The sequence below is a fragment of the Massilia jejuensis genome (assembly GCF_042656795.1).
GTDB lineage: Bacteria > Pseudomonadota > Gammaproteobacteria > Burkholderiales > Burkholderiaceae_D > Telluria > Telluria jejuensis.
In genome coordinates, this window is the sequence record NZ_JBHSMS010000047.1 from 93,829 (window position 1) to 111,920 (window position 18,092).

Consider the following 18,092-nt stretch of genomic DNA (forward strand, 5'->3'; position numbering starts at 1 on the left):
CCGCCGCGCACTGCCCGGCCGCCGCCGGTCTACAGCACCTGCACGGCGCGGCCGATGTAGAGGATCGGCCCGGTCGGCCGCCCGGTCGGCGAGCCGGCTTTCGGTTCCAGCGTGATCTCGAACAGCTGGTTCGGCTGCAGCGGCGGCAATTTTGCCAGCGACACGCCGGCCGCCTTGCCCGGCTCGACCAGGCCGAGCGACACCGGCCCGGTCCAGCCCTCGGCCTTGGTCCATAGCTGCAGCGACCGGTCCGGCGGAACGCGGGTGGTGCCCAGCGGCACCAGCTCGAGCGCGCCCTCGGCCTTCACTTGCACGATCCAGCCGGGCGCCATGTCGGCCGGCGCGGCCAGCACGACCAGGTAGCGCGGCGCGGCGACCGGCGCCTGCAAGCGCGGCACGACGGCCATGACCGCCGCGGCGGCAAGGCCGGTGGCGGCCAGCGCGCGCCAGAGGCCCAGCCTGTCCCACCACCTGGCGGTGACCGGGAGCGGCGCGCCCGGACGCGTGGCTGCGAGCGAGGCTTCGACCCGCGCCCACAAGCGCGGCGACGGTTCCACCGGCTGCGCCAGCGCTGTCAAGGGCTGCAGGCGCGCTTCCCAGGCCTGCACGGCCGCGCGCAGGGCCGGCTCGTGCGGCAGCGACAACGCGATGCGGCGCCGTTCGCCCGCACTCGAGGTGCCGAGTACGTATTCGCCGGCGAGGTCGTCGGTATCGTCATCCATCGGGCTCATCCCATGCATTCCTTCAGGGCGCGCAGGCCGCGCCGGATCCAGGCCTTGATCGTGCCCAGCGGCGAGTGCATGCGGGCGGCGATTTCGGCGTGCGAGCAGCCGTCGATGTAGGCATAGAGGATGCTGCTGCGCTTGGCCTCGTCGAGTCCGACCAGGCAGTCGTGCAGGCGGCCCAGGTCCTGGCGCCGTTCGAAGGCATCGGCAATGCCGTCATCGGCGCCCGGCGCGGCGCCGAGGCTGTCGAGCGCATCCGCGTCGGCCTGCACTTCGCGCCCGCTGCCGCGCACCGCGTCCAGCGCCTGGTGGCGCACGACGCTGTAGATCCAGCCGCGGCCGGCGCCGCGGCCGGGGTCGAAGCTGCCCGCCCTGGTCCAGATGGAAAGGAAAGCGTCGTGCAGCACGTCCTCGGCCACCTGGCGCCGCCGCACGATGCGCAGCGCAACCCCCAGCAGGTGGCGGCCGTCGCGGTCGTAGATGCTGCGCAGCGCGTGCTGGTCGCCGCGCGAGCAGGCGGCCAGCGCGGCATCGTAATCGAACTCAATCGGCGCATTCATCGGCGGCGCATCTCCGGTCGAAGGTGGCGGGCCGCCGGGGCGGCGGCCCGTCGCGGCGGCGCCGGCCCCGTGCAGGCGGCCGGCGCCTGCGCGCAGTTACATCCTCAGGGCCTTGCTCAGGAAGCCCCAGCGGTCCGCCACTTCCTCGATCTGCTTGGCGGTCGGCTTGCCCGCGCCATGGCCGGCCTTGGTGTCGATGCGGATCAGGACCGGGTTGCAGCCGGCTTGCGCTGCCTGGGCCGCCGCGGCGAACTTGAAACTGTGCGCGGGGACGACGCGGTCGTCGTGGTCGGCCGTGGTGACCATGGTCGCCGGATAGGCGGTCCCGGACTTGAGGTTATGCAGCGGCGAATACTTGACCAGGGCCTTGAACTCGTCGGCATTGTCGGCCGAACCGTAGTCCGAGGTCCAGGCCCAGCCGATCGTGAACTTGTGGAAGCGCAGCATGTCCAATACGCCCACCATCGGGATCGCCGCCCCGAACAGGTCCGGCCTCTGGGTCATCGCCGCGCCCACCAGCAGGCCGCCATTGCTGCCGCCGCCGATCGCCAGTTTCGCCGGCGAGGTCACCTTGTTCGCCACCAGCCATTCGGCCGCGCCGATGAAGTCGTCGAACACGTTCTGCTTTTGCAGCTTGGTGCCGGCCTGGTGCCAGGCCTCGCCATACTCGCCGCCGCCACGCAGGTTGGCCACCACGTAGACGCCGCCCATTTCCATCCACGCCAGGTTGGCCGGCGAGAAGCCCGGGGTCATCGAGATATTGAAGCCACCGTAGCCGTAGAGGTAGGTCGGGTTGTTGCCGTCGAGTTTCAGGCCCTTCTTCGAGACGATGAACATCGGCACCCGGGTGCCGTCGCGGCTGGTGAAGAACTGCTGGCGCGTTTCATAGGCGTTCGGGTCGAAGTCGACCTTCGGCTGGCGGAAAATGCTGGTCTTGCCGCTCTTCATGTCCATGCGGTAGATCGTGGTCGGGGTGGTGAAGCCGGTGAAGGAGAAGAAGGTCTCCGAGTCGCCGCGCTTGCCGGTGAAGCCCGACACCGAACCGATGCCCGGCAGGGCGATCTCGCGCAGCGGCTTGCCGTTCAGGTCGTTGACGCGCACGACGCTGCGCGCATCCTTCAGGTATTCGAGGACCAGGCGGTTGCCGACGATGTGGGCATTCGCGAGCGTCTCGCTGGACTCGGCGACGACCTGCTTCCAGTTGCGCTCATCCGGCCGGTTGACGTCGATGGCGACGATCCGCTGGCGCGGGGCCTTGCGGTCGGTGCTGAAGTAGAAGGTCGATCCGACGTTGTCGATGAAGTCGTAGGCAGCCTCGAAATTGTCGACCAGCGGCACGACCTTCGAATCGGGTGTGCGCAAGTCCTTGATGAAGACTCGGTACTTGTGGGCCGTGCCCTTGGTGGCCGTGATCAACAGGTAGTTGCCGTCGTCGGTGGTCTGGGCGCGGAAGCCCCACTCCTTTTCGTCCGGACGGTCGTAGACCAGGACGTCCGCGCTTTGCGGGGTGCCGATCTTGTGATAATACAGTTTCTGGAAGTAGTTGATGCCGGCCAGCTTGGCCGCTTCCGCCGGCTCGTCGTAGCGGCTGTAGAAGAAGCCCTTCCCGTCCTTGGTCCAGGCGGTCTGCGAGAACTTGACCCACTTGATGTGGTCTTCGAGATCCTTGCCGGTCTCGATGTCGCGCACCTTCCACTCGTTCCAGTCCGAGCCCGACGCGGCGGTGCCGTAGGCCATCAGCTTGCCGTCCGGGCTGATCTCGACGCCGGCCAGGGCAACCGTGCCGTCGGCCGCCAGCGTGTTCGGGTCGAGCAGCATGCGCGGGGTGTCGGCCAGGGACTTCATCGTGTAGAGCACCGACTGGTTCTGCAAGCCGTCGTTGCGGCTGTAGAAATAGCGGCCGCCTTCCTTCGACGGCACCGAGTAGCGCTCGTAGTTCCACAGCCTGGTCAGGCGCTCGCGGATCGCCCGGCGCTGCGGGATCTGGCCGAGGTAGCCCTGCGTGACCGCGTTCTGGGCGTCGACCCAGGTCTTGGTCTGGGCGCTGTTCGCGTCTTCCAGCCAGCGGTAGGGGTCGGCGATCGTGGTGCCGTGGTAATTGTCGGTGTGCGCGACCTTGGCGGTGACCGGATAGGTCAGCGCCGAGTCCGCCACGCAGCGCGCCGGTTCGGCGGCGTGCGCGGCGCCAAAGACCGTCATCAGGGCGACGGCAATCGTTGCATGTCTCATGTGCATATTCTTTTCGGAACGGTGAAAGGCGAAATGTGCCGAGGGGAATCATAGCGCACAACCCGGCAGGAAGCGATATGGACGAAAGGCGGCGAGTGCGCCGCAGTGCGAGCACTGCAAGGCCCGCGAGCGCGGTGGAGCCAACGCAGCATCGCGCTGGTTCTGGCAGCCAGAAACGCATTGGGTTCCCGGCGGGGCTCAGGCCGGCCGCCGCGCCAGCAGCGCGCGGTGGCTCAGCTGCCACTTGTGGGACTGGTCGATCGCCCAGCCGATCTCGGAGGGACTCAGGCGGCGCGCGACGATGGTCTTGTTGACGTTGGCGGCGCTGTCGCCAGCCTCGGCCGCCAGCAGCATCCACATATAGGCGCGCACCGGATCGCGCGCCACCCCGAGGCCGCTGCCGTACATGCCGCCCAGGTTGTACTGGGCCAGGGCGTGGCCCTGCTCGGCGGCCTGCTCGTACCAGCGCACGGCCTCCCGGTCGTCCTGCGGCACGCCCTGGCCGCTGGCGTACATCACGCCCAGGTTGTTCTGCGCGCTGGCATCGCCCTGCTCTGCCGCCAGGCGATACCAGTAGGCGGCGCGCGCCTCGTCCTTCTCGACGCCCTGCCCACCGGCGTAGATGACGCCGAGGTTGAACTGGGCGTTGGGCGCGCCCTACTCGGCGGCCCGCCGGTACCAGTCGAAGGCGCGCGCCGGGTCGCGCGCCGTACCGCGGCCGTGCGCGTACATGTTGGCCAGGTTGTACTGGGCCGCCATGTGCCCGCCGCCGGCCGCGCGCGTGTACCACTGGAGGGCGCGCGCCTCGTCGCGCTCGACGCCGCGCCCGTTCACGTACATGGTGGCGAGGCGGAACTGGGCTTCGCAGTCGCCGTGTTCGGCCGCCCGCTGCAGCCAGGCGCAGGCGCGGCGCGCGTCGAGCCGCACCCCCTTGCCCTCGGCGTAGGCGATGCCGAGCTCGCGCTGGGCGCCGCGCTCCCCGGCCGCCGCCGCCTTGCGGAACCAGTACAGCGCCTGGCTGGCGCTCGCGTCCACGCCCTGCCCGGCCTGGTACATCAGGCCCAGGTTCAACTGGGCGGCGGCCTCGCCCTGCAGGGCCGCCTTGCGGAACCAGGCCATCGCGAGCGGATGGTTGACGGCCGCGCCCACGCCGTTCAGGTAGCATTCGCCGAGCTGGTTCTGGGCGCCCGCCATGCCCTGCTCGGCCGCCCGGTAATACCAGGCCAGCGCGCGCTCGGGGTCGACGGCCATGCCGCGTCCCTGGCGGCACATGTGGCCCAGGTTTTGCTGGGCCGAGGCATCGCCCTGCTCGGCGGCGCGGCGAAACCAGCGCGCCGCCTCGTGGTCGCAGCGTTCGACGCCGCGCCCGTGGTAGTACATGGCGCCCAGGTGGTTCTGGGCGAAGGCCAGTCCCTGCCCGGCCGCCAGGCGCAGCCAGTGCACGGCGCAGGCGTCGTCGCGCTCCACGCCGTTGCCCTTCTTGTACATCATGCCGAGGTTGAACTGGGCGTAGGCATTGCCGCGCTCGGCGGCGTCGCGGAACCACAGATAGGCCTGGTGGCTCTCGTTCTGGAGCTTCTGGTGGTTCATGCTGATCCCCGGTATGGAACGCGTTCGTTCGGCGCCCGTTCGTGTCAGGCGGCCTCATAAGTATTAACAAAATTTTAACGACGGTGACCCGCAACGGGTTTGACCGTGCACAATCGTGCCGGCCCGCGTCCATGAAAAAAACCCGCCGGGCGCGAGCGCGGCGGGTCCGTGGACGAGGCATGCGAAGCTCAGGACGGCACCGGCCGGTCCGGGCCCAGGGCATGCACGAGCATCGCCAGCAGCGCCAGGCACCACACGATCAGCGCGCCCGACGGCAGGTCGATCAGCACCGACAGCACCAGGCCCGCGGCAAAGCCGGCGATGCCGACCAGGTAGGCGATCGGCAGCCTGCGCCGCTCCGGGTAATGGCGCACCGCGAGGCTCGGCACGATCAGGGTCGCGAACACCAGGTACACGCCGACCAGCTGCACCGAGGCGGTCACGGCCAGCGCGAACACGAGATAGAAGCCGAGCCGCCCGAGGCTGTTGTGAAAGGCCGCCAGCACGGCCAGGATCGGCACCGCCCCGATCGCCGGCAGGATGAGCTGGTCGTAACTGACCCACAGGATCTGGCCTGCGAGCAGGTCCTGCATGTGCTCGCCGCCGTGCGGGTTGTGAGCCAGCAGCAGCAGGCCCGCCGTGGCCGCCAGCACGAACAGCACGCCGATCTGCGCTTCCTGCACGTCGGGCCAGCGCTTTTCGGTCCAGGTCAGCAGCAGGGCACCGAGCACGGCCGCCACGCCCGCCGCCACCTGCACGGTCCAGCCGTGCGGGTCGAAGTCGAGCGAGCCGGCGGCGATCACGCCGAGCGCGGCGATCTGGGCGATCGCCAGGTCGATGAACACGATCCCGCGCCGCAGCACCTGGGCACCGAGCGGGATGTGGGTGGCCAGCACCAGCAGTCCGGCGGCGAACGCCGGCAACACGATCATCAGGTCGATGCCGTCCGCGCTCACTTGAGCGCTTCCGTCAGGCGCGCCACGGTGGTGTCGAACAGGGCGAACAGGTTGCCGCTGCCGGCGTCGGCGCCGACCGTGTAGGGAATCACGACGGCCGGAATGCGCGCGCGCTGCGCCAGCCACTGCGAGGCGCGCCCGTCCTGGTAGGCCGCGCGCAGCACCATCCTGGCCGGTTCGCGCTGCAACTGCGCCAGCAACTGGCCGAGCTGGGCCGCGCTCGGCTCGACGCCGGGTTTCGGTTCCAGCGTGCCGACCTGGCGCATGCCGAGCCAGCCGAGCAGGTACCCCATGTTGCGGTGGTGTTCGACGACGGTGGCGTCGCGCAGCGGCGCCGCCTGCGCTTCCCACTTGCGGATCGCCTGCGACCAGCGGCCGGCGAAATCGGCCTGGCGCGCGCCGTAGTGGGCGGCGTTGGCCGGATCGATGGCGGCCAGGCGCTTGGCCAGCTGGGCGCTGATCAGGGCGATGTTGTGCGGGTTCAGGTGCACGTGCGGGTTGCCGTAGGCATGCACGTCGCCTTCGGCGCGATCGAGCCTGGCCGGGATGTCGAGACGGGGAACGAAGCTGCCCGCCTCGAAGAATCCCGGCTGACCGCGCGCGATTTTCGGGTTGCCCGACTGCTGGATCAGCAGCGGCAGCCAGCCCGCTTCCAGGTCCAGGCCGGTGCAGACCAGCAGGTCGGCGTTGCGCGTACGGGCGATCAGGCCCGGCCGCGCTTCCACCCGGTGCGGGTCCTGCAAGGCATTCGTCGCGCTCGATACCCTGGCCTTGTCGCCGGCGATTTCCTGGGTCAGCGCCGCCCATTCCGGTTCGCAGGCCAGCACGTTGACCGCCGCCTGCGCCGGGGCCAGCACGGCCGCCAGTGCCAGTGCGCAGCCGGTTATGAGTCTCATTCGAAAGGTTCGCATGGCGTGCCTCAGAACGTGTGGCCGGCGTGGGTGCCCAGGCTCATGATGTATTGCAGGAACACCTGGTTGTCCGGCTGGCCGGGACGCGCCTCGTCGCGCGCGAACTGCAGGCGCAGGCGCGAGAACTCGGACGGGCTCCAGTCGAGCATCACGCTGGAGCGCTTCGGCTTGTAGCCGGCCAGCGCCGGGAAGGCGTCGGCCGGCAGCGCGCCGCTGTCGACCAGGCCGATGAAGGGACTGTTCGAGGCCAGGCGGTCGTGGCGCAGGCCGACGCGCCAGTTCGGCATGAATTGATAGACGCCCTGCAGGTACCAGCCGGACTGGGTGCTGGCATAGGCGTCGGCCAGCTCGCCGGAGGCCAGGGTGCCGCTTTCCTTGCGCCGCATGTATTCGCCCTGCAGCTTGAAGTTGGTCTGGGTCGGATTCCCGTTCGGCGCCCATTTATAGACGGCGTCCGCCAGCCAGATCGTGCTGCGGCCGTCGAACACGTTCGGCACGCCGCCGTCTTCGTATTCGCGTCCCGCGGCGCGCGTGCGCAGCCAGGACACGCCGGCGCGCCAGCTGCTCGAGTCGCCGATGTCGTCACCGGCGTGCGCGAACAGGCTGGTGGCATTGAAGCCGTTCTTGTTGCGGTCGTTGCCCGGGAAGCTGCGGCCGCTGCCCAGTTCCGCGCCCATCTCGAGGAAGGTGTCCAGGGGCGCCAGCCAGCGCGCCTGGATGCCGTCCGGCCGGTACTGGCCGCCGAGGAAGGCCTGGTAGGCCAGCGGCGCGTCGACGAAATCCCAGGTGTGGCTGTGCTGGCCGTTCAGGTAGCCGACGCTTGACAGGAAGCGGCCCGCCTTGAGGTTCATGCCGCCGCCGAGGGCGCGGGTACGGACGAACGCTTCCTCGACTTCGGCTTCGTTCTCGGCCGTGAGCGCGAAGGTCAGCTGGCCGGCGAACATCGGGTCGATGTTGGCCGTCATCGTCAGTTCCGACTCGCCCAGGTTGAAGCTGCGGCTGCCCGGACCGATCTCGCCGTCGGGCGGGATGAAGCCGCCGAAGCGGTAGGTGCCGGGATCGCGCTGGAGGTCGGCGAAGGTGCCGCCCAGGACCAGCGAGATGCTCGGATTGAAGCTGTTGTCGGGCTGCGCCACGCGCGCGCCCGGCGCAGCTGCCATTGCCGCTGGCGCCGGCGTGGCCGGGGCCGCGGCGGCGGCCTGCTGCGCGCCGACGGCCGCGTTCTGCGCGGCAGCCGCGGCGGCCTGCGCGTCCTGCAGGCGCCGTTCCAGCGCTTGCAGGCGGGCTTCGTAGGACTGTTTCATCTCCGCGACCTGGGCGCGGATCGCGGCCAGTTCAGGGGTGTCGGCGGCGGCGGACAGGGGCAGCGAGAATGCGGCGGCGAGCGCCAGCGAAAGGCCGGACTGTTTCAGCATGCTGTTCTTTCGATCGAATAGAGAATGACGGGCAGCTTCCGGCAAGGTGCAGGAAGGCCATGGGCAAGACGGGGGCGCTAGACGAAGGAAGGCGGCGCGCGCGAATCGAAGAGGCGGACGGTACGCGGCGCCAGGGCGCTGCCGGCCAGGGCGGCGACGCGTTCGGTCCGCAGGTCGAGCGGGAAGAAGTGGCGCGTGCCGCTGCCGATGGCGGACGCCACCTGGGCGAAGGCAAGACACTGGCCGCATCCCTGGTCCCGTGCGACCGCGCGCGCCGGATCGCGATCGGGGTCGCCCTGGACCAGGGAAGCGGCGGCCTTGTTCGAGCCGAGCTTGACGGTCCAGTGCGACATCGCATGCGCGAACGCCATCTGCTGGGAAGCCAGCAGGACCAGCGAGAGCAGGACGTGGACGAGACAACGACGCATCATGATGGCGGCATTGTAATGCGATCAGGGCGATAGTGCTGCGTTTTTTTCCGAAGCGTATTTACCCAGCCAGGTCGGGACCTTGGCCGCCGCCAGCTTGTTGATCGACACCAGCAGCTCCGGCCCGACCAGCTGCAAGCCGTAGGACGCGCCGATGTGGCGCCCGATATGGATCAGCACTTCGGCCGCGACCTCGGCATCGGCCTCGGCCCGGTGGGCCGCGCTGCGAAAGGCGATGCCGAGCTGGCGCGAGAGCGTCCCCAGCTTGTAGCTGGGCATGCCGGGGAACATGCGGCGCGACAGTTTCAGCGAACAGACCAGGCCGACGTGGCCGCAGGCGCGTCCCAGGCGTTCGCTCTCGGCGGCCAGGAATTTCTCGTCGAAACTGGCATTGTGGGCCGACAGCGTATCGCTGCCGATGAAGTCGAGCAGCTCGGGCACGACCTTGCGCACCGACGGGGCCGAGTCGACCATCTCCTGCGTGATGCCCGTCAGCTGCGTGATGAAGCCGGGAATGCGCGCGCCGCAGTTCACCAGCGAGACATAGCGTTCGGTAACCTGTCCGCCGACGATGCGCAGGGCGGCCACCTCGGTGATGCGGTCGCCCATGGCGGGCGAGAGTCCGGTGGTCTCGAAGTCGAGCATCACGATGGGGCGTTCGAAGGGGGACATGTGATTCGGGGACATGCAATCCTTTTAACCGAATTTGCGCAGGGCGTCCAGCGCCAGGCCGGCGCCGATGCTGCCGAAGAGATCGCCCTCGACCTTGCGCGCATCCGGCACCAGGGCGCCGACGCGCTCGCGCAGCAAGCCCACGCCGCTCGAACCGCCGGTGAAGAAGACGGTGTCGACCGCGCCGGCTTCCACCCCCGCGTCGGCCAGCAGGCGCAGCACCGTGCCGTCGATCGCGTCGAGCAGCGTGCCGATGGCCGCCTCGAAGCCGGCGCGTTCGACCATCAGGGTTTCCGGCGGCGCCAGGCGCTCCAGTTCGAGCGCGACCTGCGCGCGGTCCGACAGCGCGATCTTGGCGCCCTCGACCTGCATCGCCAGCCAGTGGCCGGCGCGATCGGCGATCAGCTGCTGCAGGCGCGCCAGCCTGGCCGGCTCGCGCGCGTCGCGCACCAGGTCGTCGAGCTGGGCGATGCTCTTTCGCGTATAGGCCTGGTTGATCGTGTGCCAGGTCGCCAGGTTGAAATAATAGCTCGACGGGATCTCGGCGCCCGAACGCAGCGCGCTCTTGTAGCCCAGCAGCGGCATCACCGCGGACAGGCTCAGGTACTTGTCGAAGTCGGTGCCGCCGACATGCACGCCGCCGGTGGCAAGGATATCGTCGCGCCGTTCGGGCTTGGCGGCGCGCTCCGGTCCCAGGCGCACCAGCGAGAAGTCGGAGGTCCCGCCGCCGATATCGGCGATCAGGACCAGTTCCTCGCGCTCGATCCGGGATTCGTAGTCGAAGGCGGCGGCGATCGGCTCGTACTGGAAGGCGATCTCGCGGAAGCCCACGCTGCGCGCGATCTCGAGCAGCGTATGCTCGGCCAGCTGGTCGGCAGCCGGATCGTCGTCGACGAAAAACACGGGCCGCCCGAAGACGGCATGGTGGAAGGCCTCGCCGGCCTGGCTTTCGGCGCGCCGCTTGACCTCGCCGATGAACTGGGCCAGCAGCAGCCGGAACGGCAGCGCCCGGCCGCCGACCTCGGTCTGGCCATCCATCAGGCTCGTCCCGAGCAGGCTTTTCAGCGAGCGCATCAGGCGGCCGTCGTAGCCGGCCAGGTAATCGGCCAGGGCCGCGCGTCCGTAGCGCACCTCGTCGTCGTCGGCATTGAAGAACACCACCGAGGGCAGCGTGGCCTTGCCATCCTCGAGCGCCAGCAAGGCGCGCGCGCCCTCCGCCGCCCGGCCCGGCCCTGGCTTGATCCAGCCAACAGTGGAGTTCGACGTACCGAAGTCGACGCCGCAAGCGTTCGTCATGTCTGCCTTTTTGGAGGGACGCGTTTTGAAGGGGCGAAATCTTAACAGAAAACAGCTTCCTTGGCGAAGTGCCTGGCCAGCCCGTTGCGTGCCGGTCACGCGCAAGGCCGCGCGCAATGCCGGCGGCATCGGAAGCGGCGCCCTCCTATAATGCAGCATGGCCCATACCTGGATCCTCAAGCGCAATTGCTCGCTGACGCCGCGCCAGTCGGCCGCCGTCTATCTGCTGCTGTGTACCGGGTCGTTCGGCATCGCCCTCCTCTTCCTGTTGCAGGGCGTCTGGGTCGTGCTGGCGTTCGCGTTCGTCGAAATGGCGGCGGTCGGCTGGGCGCTGCTGCACTACGCCCGCCACGCGCTCGACGTGGAACGGATCGCCCTCACCGAGCAGGCCCTGGTCGTCGAGCGCATCGATGCCGGGCGCCGGAGCCGGTTCCAGCTCGATCCCGCCCGCACCCGGATCGCCCCTCCGCAGGCGCGCGTGCACAAACTGATCCGGCTCGAGTCGCCGGCCACCTGCCTCGAGATCGGCAGCTATGTATCCGAACCGATCCGCCAGCAAGTGGCGCAGGAACTGGCGCGCGCCATCCGCAGCCACCCACGGCGCCTGCGCTGAACCGGGCCGGTACGCGGGGGCCCCGGCGCCGCAAGCTTGCCTTCTTTGTAAGTTTCTTCTTACATGCGCACGGCTGGGGTACCGATAGGTATGCCCGATCCGGTTTTGCATAATTCTCGATCGAATATGCCAAGCGTCACAAGCGCGGAGCCAACCACAAAAAGGAAGCCAGCCATGCGCAGCAAGCAACAGGAACCAGCCATCGCCGTCCACGGCGGCGATGCGCGCATGTCCACCGCCACCGCATGACATGAAAACAGAACCGCAGCGGCGCGCCCGGCACGGCCACCTCGTCATCATCGGCGGCCACGAAGACCGCCAGCACCGCAAGGAAATCCTGACCCGTTTCGTGGAACTGGCCGGCGGCGTCCAGTCCAGCATCGTTGTCATCACCGCCGCCAGCAGGGTCGCCGACCAGATGTGGAGCATCTATGAGCAGGCCTTCGCCGACCTGGGCGTCACCCGCCACGCCCACCTGGTGCTGGAAAACCGCCAGGATGCGAACGACGAAGAGAAGGTGCGCATGGTGGCCGAGGCCGACGGCATCTTCATGACCGGCGGCGACCAGAAGCGCCTGCTCGCCATCGTCGGCGGCACCGCCCTGGACGCCGCGATGCATGCCGCCCTCAAGGTGCGCGGCGCCTGCATCGCCGGCACCAGCGCCGGCGCCTCGGCCATGTCGGGCCACATGCTGGCCCAGGGCCGCACCGACCTGCTTCCCGAAAAGGGCGCGGTCAGCCTTGCCGCCGGCCTCGGCTTCGTGCACCGCGTCGTCATCGACCAGCATTTCTCGGAGCGCCAGCGCCTCGCGCGCCTGCTCTCGGTGGTGGCGCAGAACCCCTATTTGCTAGGCATCGGCATCGACGAGGACACCGCCCTCGTGATCGAACGCGGGCGCGGCATCGAAGTGCTGGGCGAAGGCTCGGTGACCGTGATCGACGGCCGCACGATGGATACCAACATGGCCGACATCGCCGAGCGCGCCACGCCCGAACTGATCGACGTGCGCCTGCACCTGCTGCCCGCCGGCAGCCGCTACTACCTGCCCGAAGACGGCGAACCGGCAAAGCCGATGTCGCCCTCGCTGCGCGATTTCCTGGAGAACGTCACGAAACGGAACCCGCTGTCATGACGCCGCCCGCGAGGCGAACCTGGCCGCCACGCGTCGACCACGCCCACGACTGCGCGCCCCATGCCGCCCGTCATGCCGGGCGCGAGGGGCTCACGCGCCCTGCGACGCGATTCTGTCCGCGCTTTCGGGATCGTCCAGGCGCAGTGCATCGATGAAGGTCTGCAGGGACGAGCCGCAGGCGAACACCAGCACATCCCCGGCCCGGCACAGCGACAGCCCGAGGCGGATCGCCTGCTGCACCTCGAGTTCGCGGTGGATCGTATCGGAAGGCCCCACCACCTTCTCGATGCCCTCGATGATCAGGTCCACCGCGCCGCCCGGCGCCCGGCCGCGGCTTTGCGACTCGTACACCACCAGCTCGTCGAAACCCTCGCCGCAGACTTCCCCGACCTGCAGCAGGTCGCTGTCGCGGCGGTCGCCGGGCGCGGTGACGATGCCCACCAGATGGCCCGGCAGCAGCGCGCGCGCCATCTCGGCCAGCGCGGCGTAGGCGGCCGGATTGTGGGCGTAGTCGACGACGACGGTCACGCCGCGCACGTCGAACACGTTGGTGCGCAGCGGATTGGTCTTGCCGTCGGAGACGAAGCTCGACAGGCCGTCCGCTATCTGCAGGTTCGAAAAGCCCGATGCCATCAGCGCCGCGCTGGCCGCCAGGGCATTGGCGATGTTGTAGCGCGCGCGCCCGCCGATCGAGGATGGCATCGCTTCCACCCGCATCAGTTCCTGCTGCAGCGTGCCGTCGGCGATCACGATCGCATTGTCCTGCAGGTAGGTGCCGCGTCCGCCGTCTTCCAGATGCTGCAGCAGGACCGGGCTTTCGGCGTCCATCGAGAAGAAAACGATCTCGGCGTCCGGCCGCGCGCGCCGCCTCATGGCCACGCAGAGCGCGTCTTCCGCGTTGAGCACCAGTGCTTTCGCGGCCGACGAGGCGACCACCGCCTTGACCTGCGCCAGGTCCTCGATGGTGTCGACGCCGTCGAGGCCGAGGTGATCGGCCGCCACGTTCAGCACCACGCCGACGTCGCACTGGTCGAACCCCAGGCCGCGCTTGAGGATGCCGCCGCGCGCCGTTTCCAGCACCGCGAAATCGACGTCCGGTGCCGACAGGACGGTGCGCGCCGACCAGTAGCCGGTGCAGTCGCCCTTGACCAGGCGCTTGCCGTTGACGAACACGCCTTCGGTGGTGGTCACCCCCGTCCCCAGGCCGGCCACGCGCGCCGCGTGCGCGATCATCAGGGTGGTCGTGGTCTTGCCGTTGGTGCCGGTCACCGCCACCACCGGGATGCGCCCGTTCGACGGGCCCATCAGGCCGTCGACGATGGCATCGCCGGCGTCGCGCGGCTTGCCGGCGCTCGGGTGCTGGTGCATGCGGATGCCCGGCGCGGCGTTCACCTCGATGACGGCGCCGCCCTGCTCGTCGAGGGGAACCGTGATGTCCCGGCAGACGATGTCGATGCCGGCCACGTCCAGGCCGATCTTGCAGGCGGCGCGTACGCACAGGGCGCGCGTGCTCTCGGGCAGCAGGTCGGTGCAGTCTTCGGCGGTGCCGCCGGTAGACAAGTTGGCGTTGCTGCGCAGTTCGACGCAGACGCCCGGGCCCGGCACGGCGTCGGGCGAATAGCCCTGGCGGCGCAGCATGTCTTCGGCGTGGGCGTCGAGCGCCAGGCGCGTGAGCACGTTGCTGTGGCCCGCGCCGCGCGCCGGATTCTGGTTTTCGATCTCGACCAGCTCGGCGATCGTCGAGACGCCGTCGCCCACCACGTGCGCCGGTCGGCGGAACGAGGCGGCGGCGATCCGGCCGCCGGCCACGAGCACGCGGTAGTCGCGCCCTTCGACGAAACGCTCGACGATGATGCGGCGCCCGTACTGGCGCGCGAAGTCGAAGGCGGTAGCCACTTCCTCGGGCGTCGCGCACCTGGTGGTGACGCCCTTGCCCTGGTTGCCGTCGAGCGGCTTCAGGGTGACCGGCACGCGCAGGCGGCGCGCGATGCGCTGGGCTTCCTCGAGCGTGGCGGCGGTGCCGCCTTCCGGCACCGGCACGCCCGCTTCCATCAGGAGCGCCTTGGTCAACTGCTTGTCGCTGGCGATCTTCACGGCGACATAGCTGGTGTCGCTCGTGGTGGTGGCCTGCAGGCGTTTCTGTTTCGAACCCCAGCCGAGCTGGAACAGGTTCGCCTCGTCGGTGATGCGGTGGGTCGGGATGCCGCGTTCGTGGGCGGCGGCCAGCACGGCCGCGGTGCTGGTGCCGACGGCGTAGCGCGCGCCGAGCGCGCGCAGCTCCTGCAGCCGCGGCGCCAGGTCGAAGCCGGCGCCGCTGGCCATCGCCGTGACGACGTCGACGGCCAGCTGGAAGCTCGGCTCGGCCAGCTTCTCGATCGCGTACTGGACGACGACGCGGTACTGGCCGGGACGCCCGGCCGCGGGCCGCGTGCGGCCATAGCCGACCGCCGGACCGGCCACCGACTGCAGCGCGAGCGTGACGTGTTCGACCACGCGCGCCAGGTAGGTGCCGGCGCGCAGGCGCTGGGCGAAGCCGCCGTCGCGGCCGAGCGGCAGGAGCTGGCCGTGCAGCGAGGGCAAGGCGGCGAGCAGCGCGTCGTTGAAGCCGGGGATGTCTTTCGAGGAGATGCCGTACAGGTCTTCCAGATCGATCACGCTGAGCAGGCAGGGGGTATCCGCGTGGACGTTGGGGCCGCGCAGGAATCGTTGTTCGAGGATATACACGAGAAAGTCCCTGTCGTTCGAATTTTGATGGGTCGCCGGCCAGGCCGCCAGGCGGCGCCGGCCGTGTGAAGCCTGCCCGCGCGTCAGATGTCGAGCAGCTGGGTGTACATGCGGGTGGCCATCAGGCCGGCGGCGCCGTGGTGCCGGCTGGGCGCCATCAGCTCGACCAGCAGGGCCATCGCCTCGGCCTTGCCGGCCGCGCCCGCGACGCGCTGTTCGAGCAGCGCGAGTTCGTTCTCGCTGCCGCTGTCGTGCGCGGCGCGGCGCCGGATCAGGCCGCGCTCGGGGAAGCTCCCGCTGCGCTCGGCATGCTGGCCGAGGTTGTCGAGCGTGCGCTGGCGCGCGCGATGGGTCAGTACCCGTTCCGGTTTTACATTGCTACCGGGCACACTGACGATCCAGTCGCGCAGCACCTGCTGCTCGTAGGCGGAAAAGACGCCGAACATCTCGGCGCGCTCGCCTTCGATCAGGCGCCAGAAGCGGCTGTGCTCGACTTCTTCGCCGCGCTTGATCCAGCCGGCCGCTTCCATCGCCGCCAGGAAGCGCGGGATCTGGCCCGGCTCGCCCAGCCATTCGTTGACCGAGCGGCCGGCGACACGGCAGTAGTCGGAATGCATGTTCTTGCCGACCACGCTCTTGTGGGCCAGGATGCGCACCAGCTCGTCCTCGAGGTCGAAGCCGGCGATCACGGAATTGGTGCTCGCGCCCAGTTCGTTGAGGCGGTAGCCGTCGATCACGCGCTGGTAAAAGGCGGCGCGGTCGCCCACGCGCGGCATCAGATCGACCAGGGCCTGGACCGCCTTCTGGGCGTGGCCGGTGGCCGCGTTGTCGACGGTGACATGCAGCGTGAAGTAATACGGATCGATGCCGAATTCGTTCAGCTCGTACGACGTGATGAGCAGGTGCAGGGGCAGCTGTTCGTAGCCGAGATTGAAGCCGATCACCTCGGGCAGGAAGTGCTCGGCGTTCTGGCCGAGCGCGAGCTGGATCGCGCCCTGCACGAAGTGCTCGTCGTCGAGGCTTTCCCAGTTGTCGATGCCATGCGTGGCCAGCAGCTTGCGGTAGATGGTGACGTGGTTCTTGCTCGGCGCGCCCTCGCCCAGTTCTTCGAGATAGGTCTTGATCAGCGGATGGAAGTCCGGGCTGTTCCAGTGCTTGAGCATGCCGTACAGCCAGGAGCCGTCGACCAGCTTGGTCGGCGCGACCGCCTTGATGAAATTGAGCGCATGCGCCTTGCTGGAAAAATAGCGGCGCGGCGCCCCGCCCTTGCGCGCGGCGAGGTATTCGCGGTACTGGATGCCGACCGCCTCGCTGCGCGCTTCGACCCAGCCCGGCAGCTGGGCCGGGGTCGGCGGCAAGTCGGCCGGAATGTCCTGCACGGCGGCGATCCGGTCGCGCAGGTAGGCGTCGGCCGCGCGTGCATTGTGCAGCGGATCGGCGTACAGGGCGAAATACAGGTCTTTCGCAGGCGTACGCGCGCCGGCCGCGTACGGCGGCGCCTGCACTGCATCGGGTAGATCGGTAACGAGCGGTGGCATCATGGGCGTGTGTTCGCAATCTTGTTGAATGATCACGGGAATTATCCGGGCTGGGCTATGCAGGGGACATCGGCACGCGCGCCCCATCAATGTAAGACAAGCCTTACAAAATTGTAAAAATGCTCACGCCTGGTGCGTGAAGCCGACATTTCACGCGGCGTCGCCCAGGCAAATGCCCAGCTCCCGCGCGGTGGCGACCGTGTCGCCGTCGACCGGGACCGTGCGCGTGCGCCCCGCGACGGCGTCCAGGGGCACCAGTTCGATCGCCTGCGGCCCCAGGGCGACCATCACGCCGCGCTGTCCCGCCGCCAGCGCGCGCACCGCCGCGGCGCCGAAACGCGCGGCGACGATCCGGTCGAAGGCCGACGGACTGCCGCCGCGCAGCAGGTGGCCGAGCACGACGCTGCGGCATTCCTTGCCGGTCAGGTCCGCCAGCTCCGCTTCGAGCCGCTCGCCGATGCCGCCGAGGCGTTCGGCCCGGCCGACCCCGGCCGCCGCCGCCACCACGCGCGCGCCGCCGGCCGCCTGCGCGCCTTCGGCCACGACGACGAGCGCGTGGCGGTGGCCGCGCGCGCCGCGGCGCGCAATGGCGGCCGCCACCGCGTCGGTGCGGTACGCGATTTCCGGAATCAGGATCGCGTGCGCTCCGCTGGCGATTCCCGCATGCAGCGCGATCCAGCCGGCGTAGCGCCCCATGACTTCCACCACCATCACCCGGTGCTGGCTGTGCGCCGTCGTGTGCAGGCGGTCGATGCATTCGCTGGCGAAGCCGACGGCGGTGTCGAAGCCGAAGGTGAAGAAGGTGCGGTCGAGGTCGTTGTCGATGGTTTTCGGCACCCCGACCACGCGCAGTCCCCGGGCATGCAGGGCTTGCGCGATCCCCATCGAACCGTCGCCGCCGACGATCACCAGCGCGTCCAGCCCGCGCGCCCGGCACAGCGCGACCACCTCGCCGCTGCGGTCCTGCTCGACGGGCTGGCCGTCGGGTCCGGGCGTCGGAAAGCGCAAGGGATTGCCGCGGTTGGTACTGCCGAGGATGGTGCCGCCGAGGTGCCCGATCGAGGCGACATCCGCTTCGAGCAGGCGCCGGACCGGCTCGCCGGCGCAGGTATCGGGCGCGAGCAGGCCGTTGAAGCCGTCGCGGATGCCGTGGCATTCCCAGCCCAGGCGCGCGGCGGCCAGCACGACCGCGCGGATCACGCCGTTCAGGCCGGGCGCGTCACCGCCGCCGGTGAGGATGCCGATGCGGCCGATGGCGCCTGCCTGCTCGTGCTGCGCTGTCATGCTTGCTCCTGTCCTGGAA

Annotated in this window: 16 protein-coding genes and 1 pseudogene; 2 read left to right on the forward strand and 15 right to left on the reverse strand. The window is 69.4% G+C overall.

Going from position 1 to position 18,092, the window contains the following annotated elements:
- Positions 1–29: 29 nt before the first annotated feature.
- The 12 genes and pseudogenes from ACFPOU_RS15755 to ACFPOU_RS15810 form a co-directional block, all read right to left on the reverse strand.
- Positions 30–731 carry an anti-sigma factor gene (locus ACFPOU_RS15755; RefSeq protein WP_379723138.1) on the reverse strand — a complete coding sequence of 234 codons (702 nt, stop codon included), beginning with the start codon at positions 729–731 and terminating at the stop codon, positions 30–32.
- Positions 728–1,285, reverse strand: a complete 558-nt coding sequence (locus ACFPOU_RS15760) for a sigma-70 family RNA polymerase sigma factor (RefSeq protein WP_379723141.1) — start codon at positions 1,283–1,285, stop codon at positions 728–730. The genes ACFPOU_RS15755 and ACFPOU_RS15760 overlap by 4 nt, the downstream gene beginning before the upstream one ends.
- Before the next feature lie 96 nt (positions 1,286–1,381).
- The gene (locus ACFPOU_RS15765; protein WP_379723144.1) at positions 1,382–3,520 is read right to left on the reverse strand and encodes a prolyl oligopeptidase family serine peptidase; all 2,139 of its coding nucleotides are present in this window, start codon (positions 3,518–3,520) and stop codon (positions 1,382–1,384) included.
- 192 nt (positions 3,521–3,712) lie between these two features.
- Positions 3,713–3,985 carry a tetratricopeptide repeat protein gene (locus tag ACFPOU_RS15770; protein ID WP_379723312.1) on the reverse strand — a complete coding sequence of 91 codons (273 nt, stop codon included), beginning with the start codon at positions 3,983–3,985 and terminating at the stop codon, positions 3,713–3,715.
- A pseudogene (locus ACFPOU_RS15775) lies at positions 3,962–4,153 on the reverse strand (tetratricopeptide repeat protein); the annotation flags it as partial. The gene ACFPOU_RS15770 and the pseudogene ACFPOU_RS15775, both read right to left, overlap by 24 nt.
- 18 nt (positions 4,154–4,171) lie before the next feature.
- A complete protein-coding gene (locus ACFPOU_RS15780; RefSeq protein ID WP_379723147.1) occupies positions 4,172–5,104 on the reverse strand; it encodes an SEL1-like repeat protein in 933 nt (310 codons plus the stop codon).
- 188 nt (positions 5,105–5,292) lie between these two features.
- The gene (locus ACFPOU_RS15785; RefSeq protein ID WP_379723150.1) at positions 5,293–6,060 is read right to left on the reverse strand and encodes a metal ABC transporter permease; all 768 of its coding nucleotides are present in this window, start codon (positions 6,058–6,060) and stop codon (positions 5,293–5,295) included.
- Positions 6,057–6,956 (reverse strand): metal ABC transporter substrate-binding protein, encoded by a 900-nt coding sequence (locus tag ACFPOU_RS15790; protein WP_379723153.1) that lies wholly within the window; start codon positions 6,954–6,956, stop codon positions 6,057–6,059. The genes ACFPOU_RS15785 and ACFPOU_RS15790 overlap by 4 nt, the downstream gene beginning before the upstream one ends.
- 23 nt (positions 6,957–6,979) lie before the next feature.
- A complete protein-coding gene (locus tag ACFPOU_RS15795; protein WP_379723156.1) occupies positions 6,980–8,386 on the reverse strand; it encodes a porin family protein in 1,407 nt (468 codons plus the stop codon).
- 77 nt (positions 8,387–8,463) lie between these two features.
- The gene (locus tag ACFPOU_RS15800; RefSeq protein ID WP_379723159.1) at positions 8,464–8,817 is read right to left on the reverse strand and encodes a DUF2946 family protein; all 354 of its coding nucleotides are present in this window, start codon (positions 8,815–8,817) and stop codon (positions 8,464–8,466) included.
- 21 nt (positions 8,818–8,838) lie between these two features.
- Positions 8,839–9,486, reverse strand: coding sequence for a 3'-5' exonuclease (locus ACFPOU_RS15805; RefSeq protein WP_379723315.1), 648 nt, complete (start codon positions 9,484–9,486; stop codon positions 8,839–8,841).
- A gap of 24 nt (positions 9,487–9,510) precedes the next feature.
- Positions 9,511–10,782 (reverse strand): Hsp70 family protein, encoded by a 1,272-nt coding sequence (locus tag ACFPOU_RS15810; RefSeq protein ID WP_379723163.1) that lies wholly within the window; start codon positions 10,780–10,782, stop codon positions 9,511–9,513.
- 157 nt (positions 10,783–10,939) lie between these two features.
- Here ACFPOU_RS15810 and ACFPOU_RS15815 point away from each other — a divergent pair, with 157 nt between their 5' ends.
- Positions 10,940–11,395 carry a DUF2244 domain-containing protein gene (locus ACFPOU_RS15815; RefSeq protein ID WP_379723166.1) on the forward strand — a complete coding sequence of 152 codons (456 nt, stop codon included), beginning with the start codon at positions 10,940–10,942 and terminating at the stop codon, positions 11,393–11,395.
- Between the two features lie 250 nt (positions 11,396–11,645).
- Positions 11,646–12,527: a cyanophycinase gene (locus tag ACFPOU_RS15820; protein ID WP_379723169.1), complete on the forward strand. Its 882-nt coding sequence runs from the start codon at positions 11,646–11,648 to the stop codon at positions 12,525–12,527.
- A gap of 90 nt (positions 12,528–12,617) precedes the next feature.
- On the opposite strand, the gene cphA is transcribed toward ACFPOU_RS15820, so the two are convergent.
- The 3 genes from cphA to ACFPOU_RS15835 all read right to left on the reverse strand — a co-directional run bounded on the left by cphA (position 12,618) and on the right by ACFPOU_RS15835 (position 18,073).
- Positions 12,618–15,251: a cyanophycin synthetase gene (cphA, locus tag ACFPOU_RS15825; protein WP_379723172.1), complete on the reverse strand. Its 2,634-nt coding sequence runs from the start codon at positions 15,249–15,251 to the stop codon at positions 12,618–12,620.
- Positions 15,252–15,334: 83 nt separating this feature from the next.
- Complete coding sequence (locus tag ACFPOU_RS15830; RefSeq protein WP_379723175.1) at positions 15,335–16,825, reverse strand: iron-containing redox enzyme family protein; 1,491 nt, start codon at positions 16,823–16,825, stop codon at positions 15,335–15,337.
- A gap of 114 nt (positions 16,826–16,939) precedes the next feature.
- Positions 16,940–18,073 (reverse strand): 6-phosphofructokinase, encoded by a 1,134-nt coding sequence (locus ACFPOU_RS15835; protein ID WP_379723178.1) that lies wholly within the window; start codon positions 18,071–18,073, stop codon positions 16,940–16,942.
- Positions 18,074–18,092: the final 19 nt, after the last annotated feature.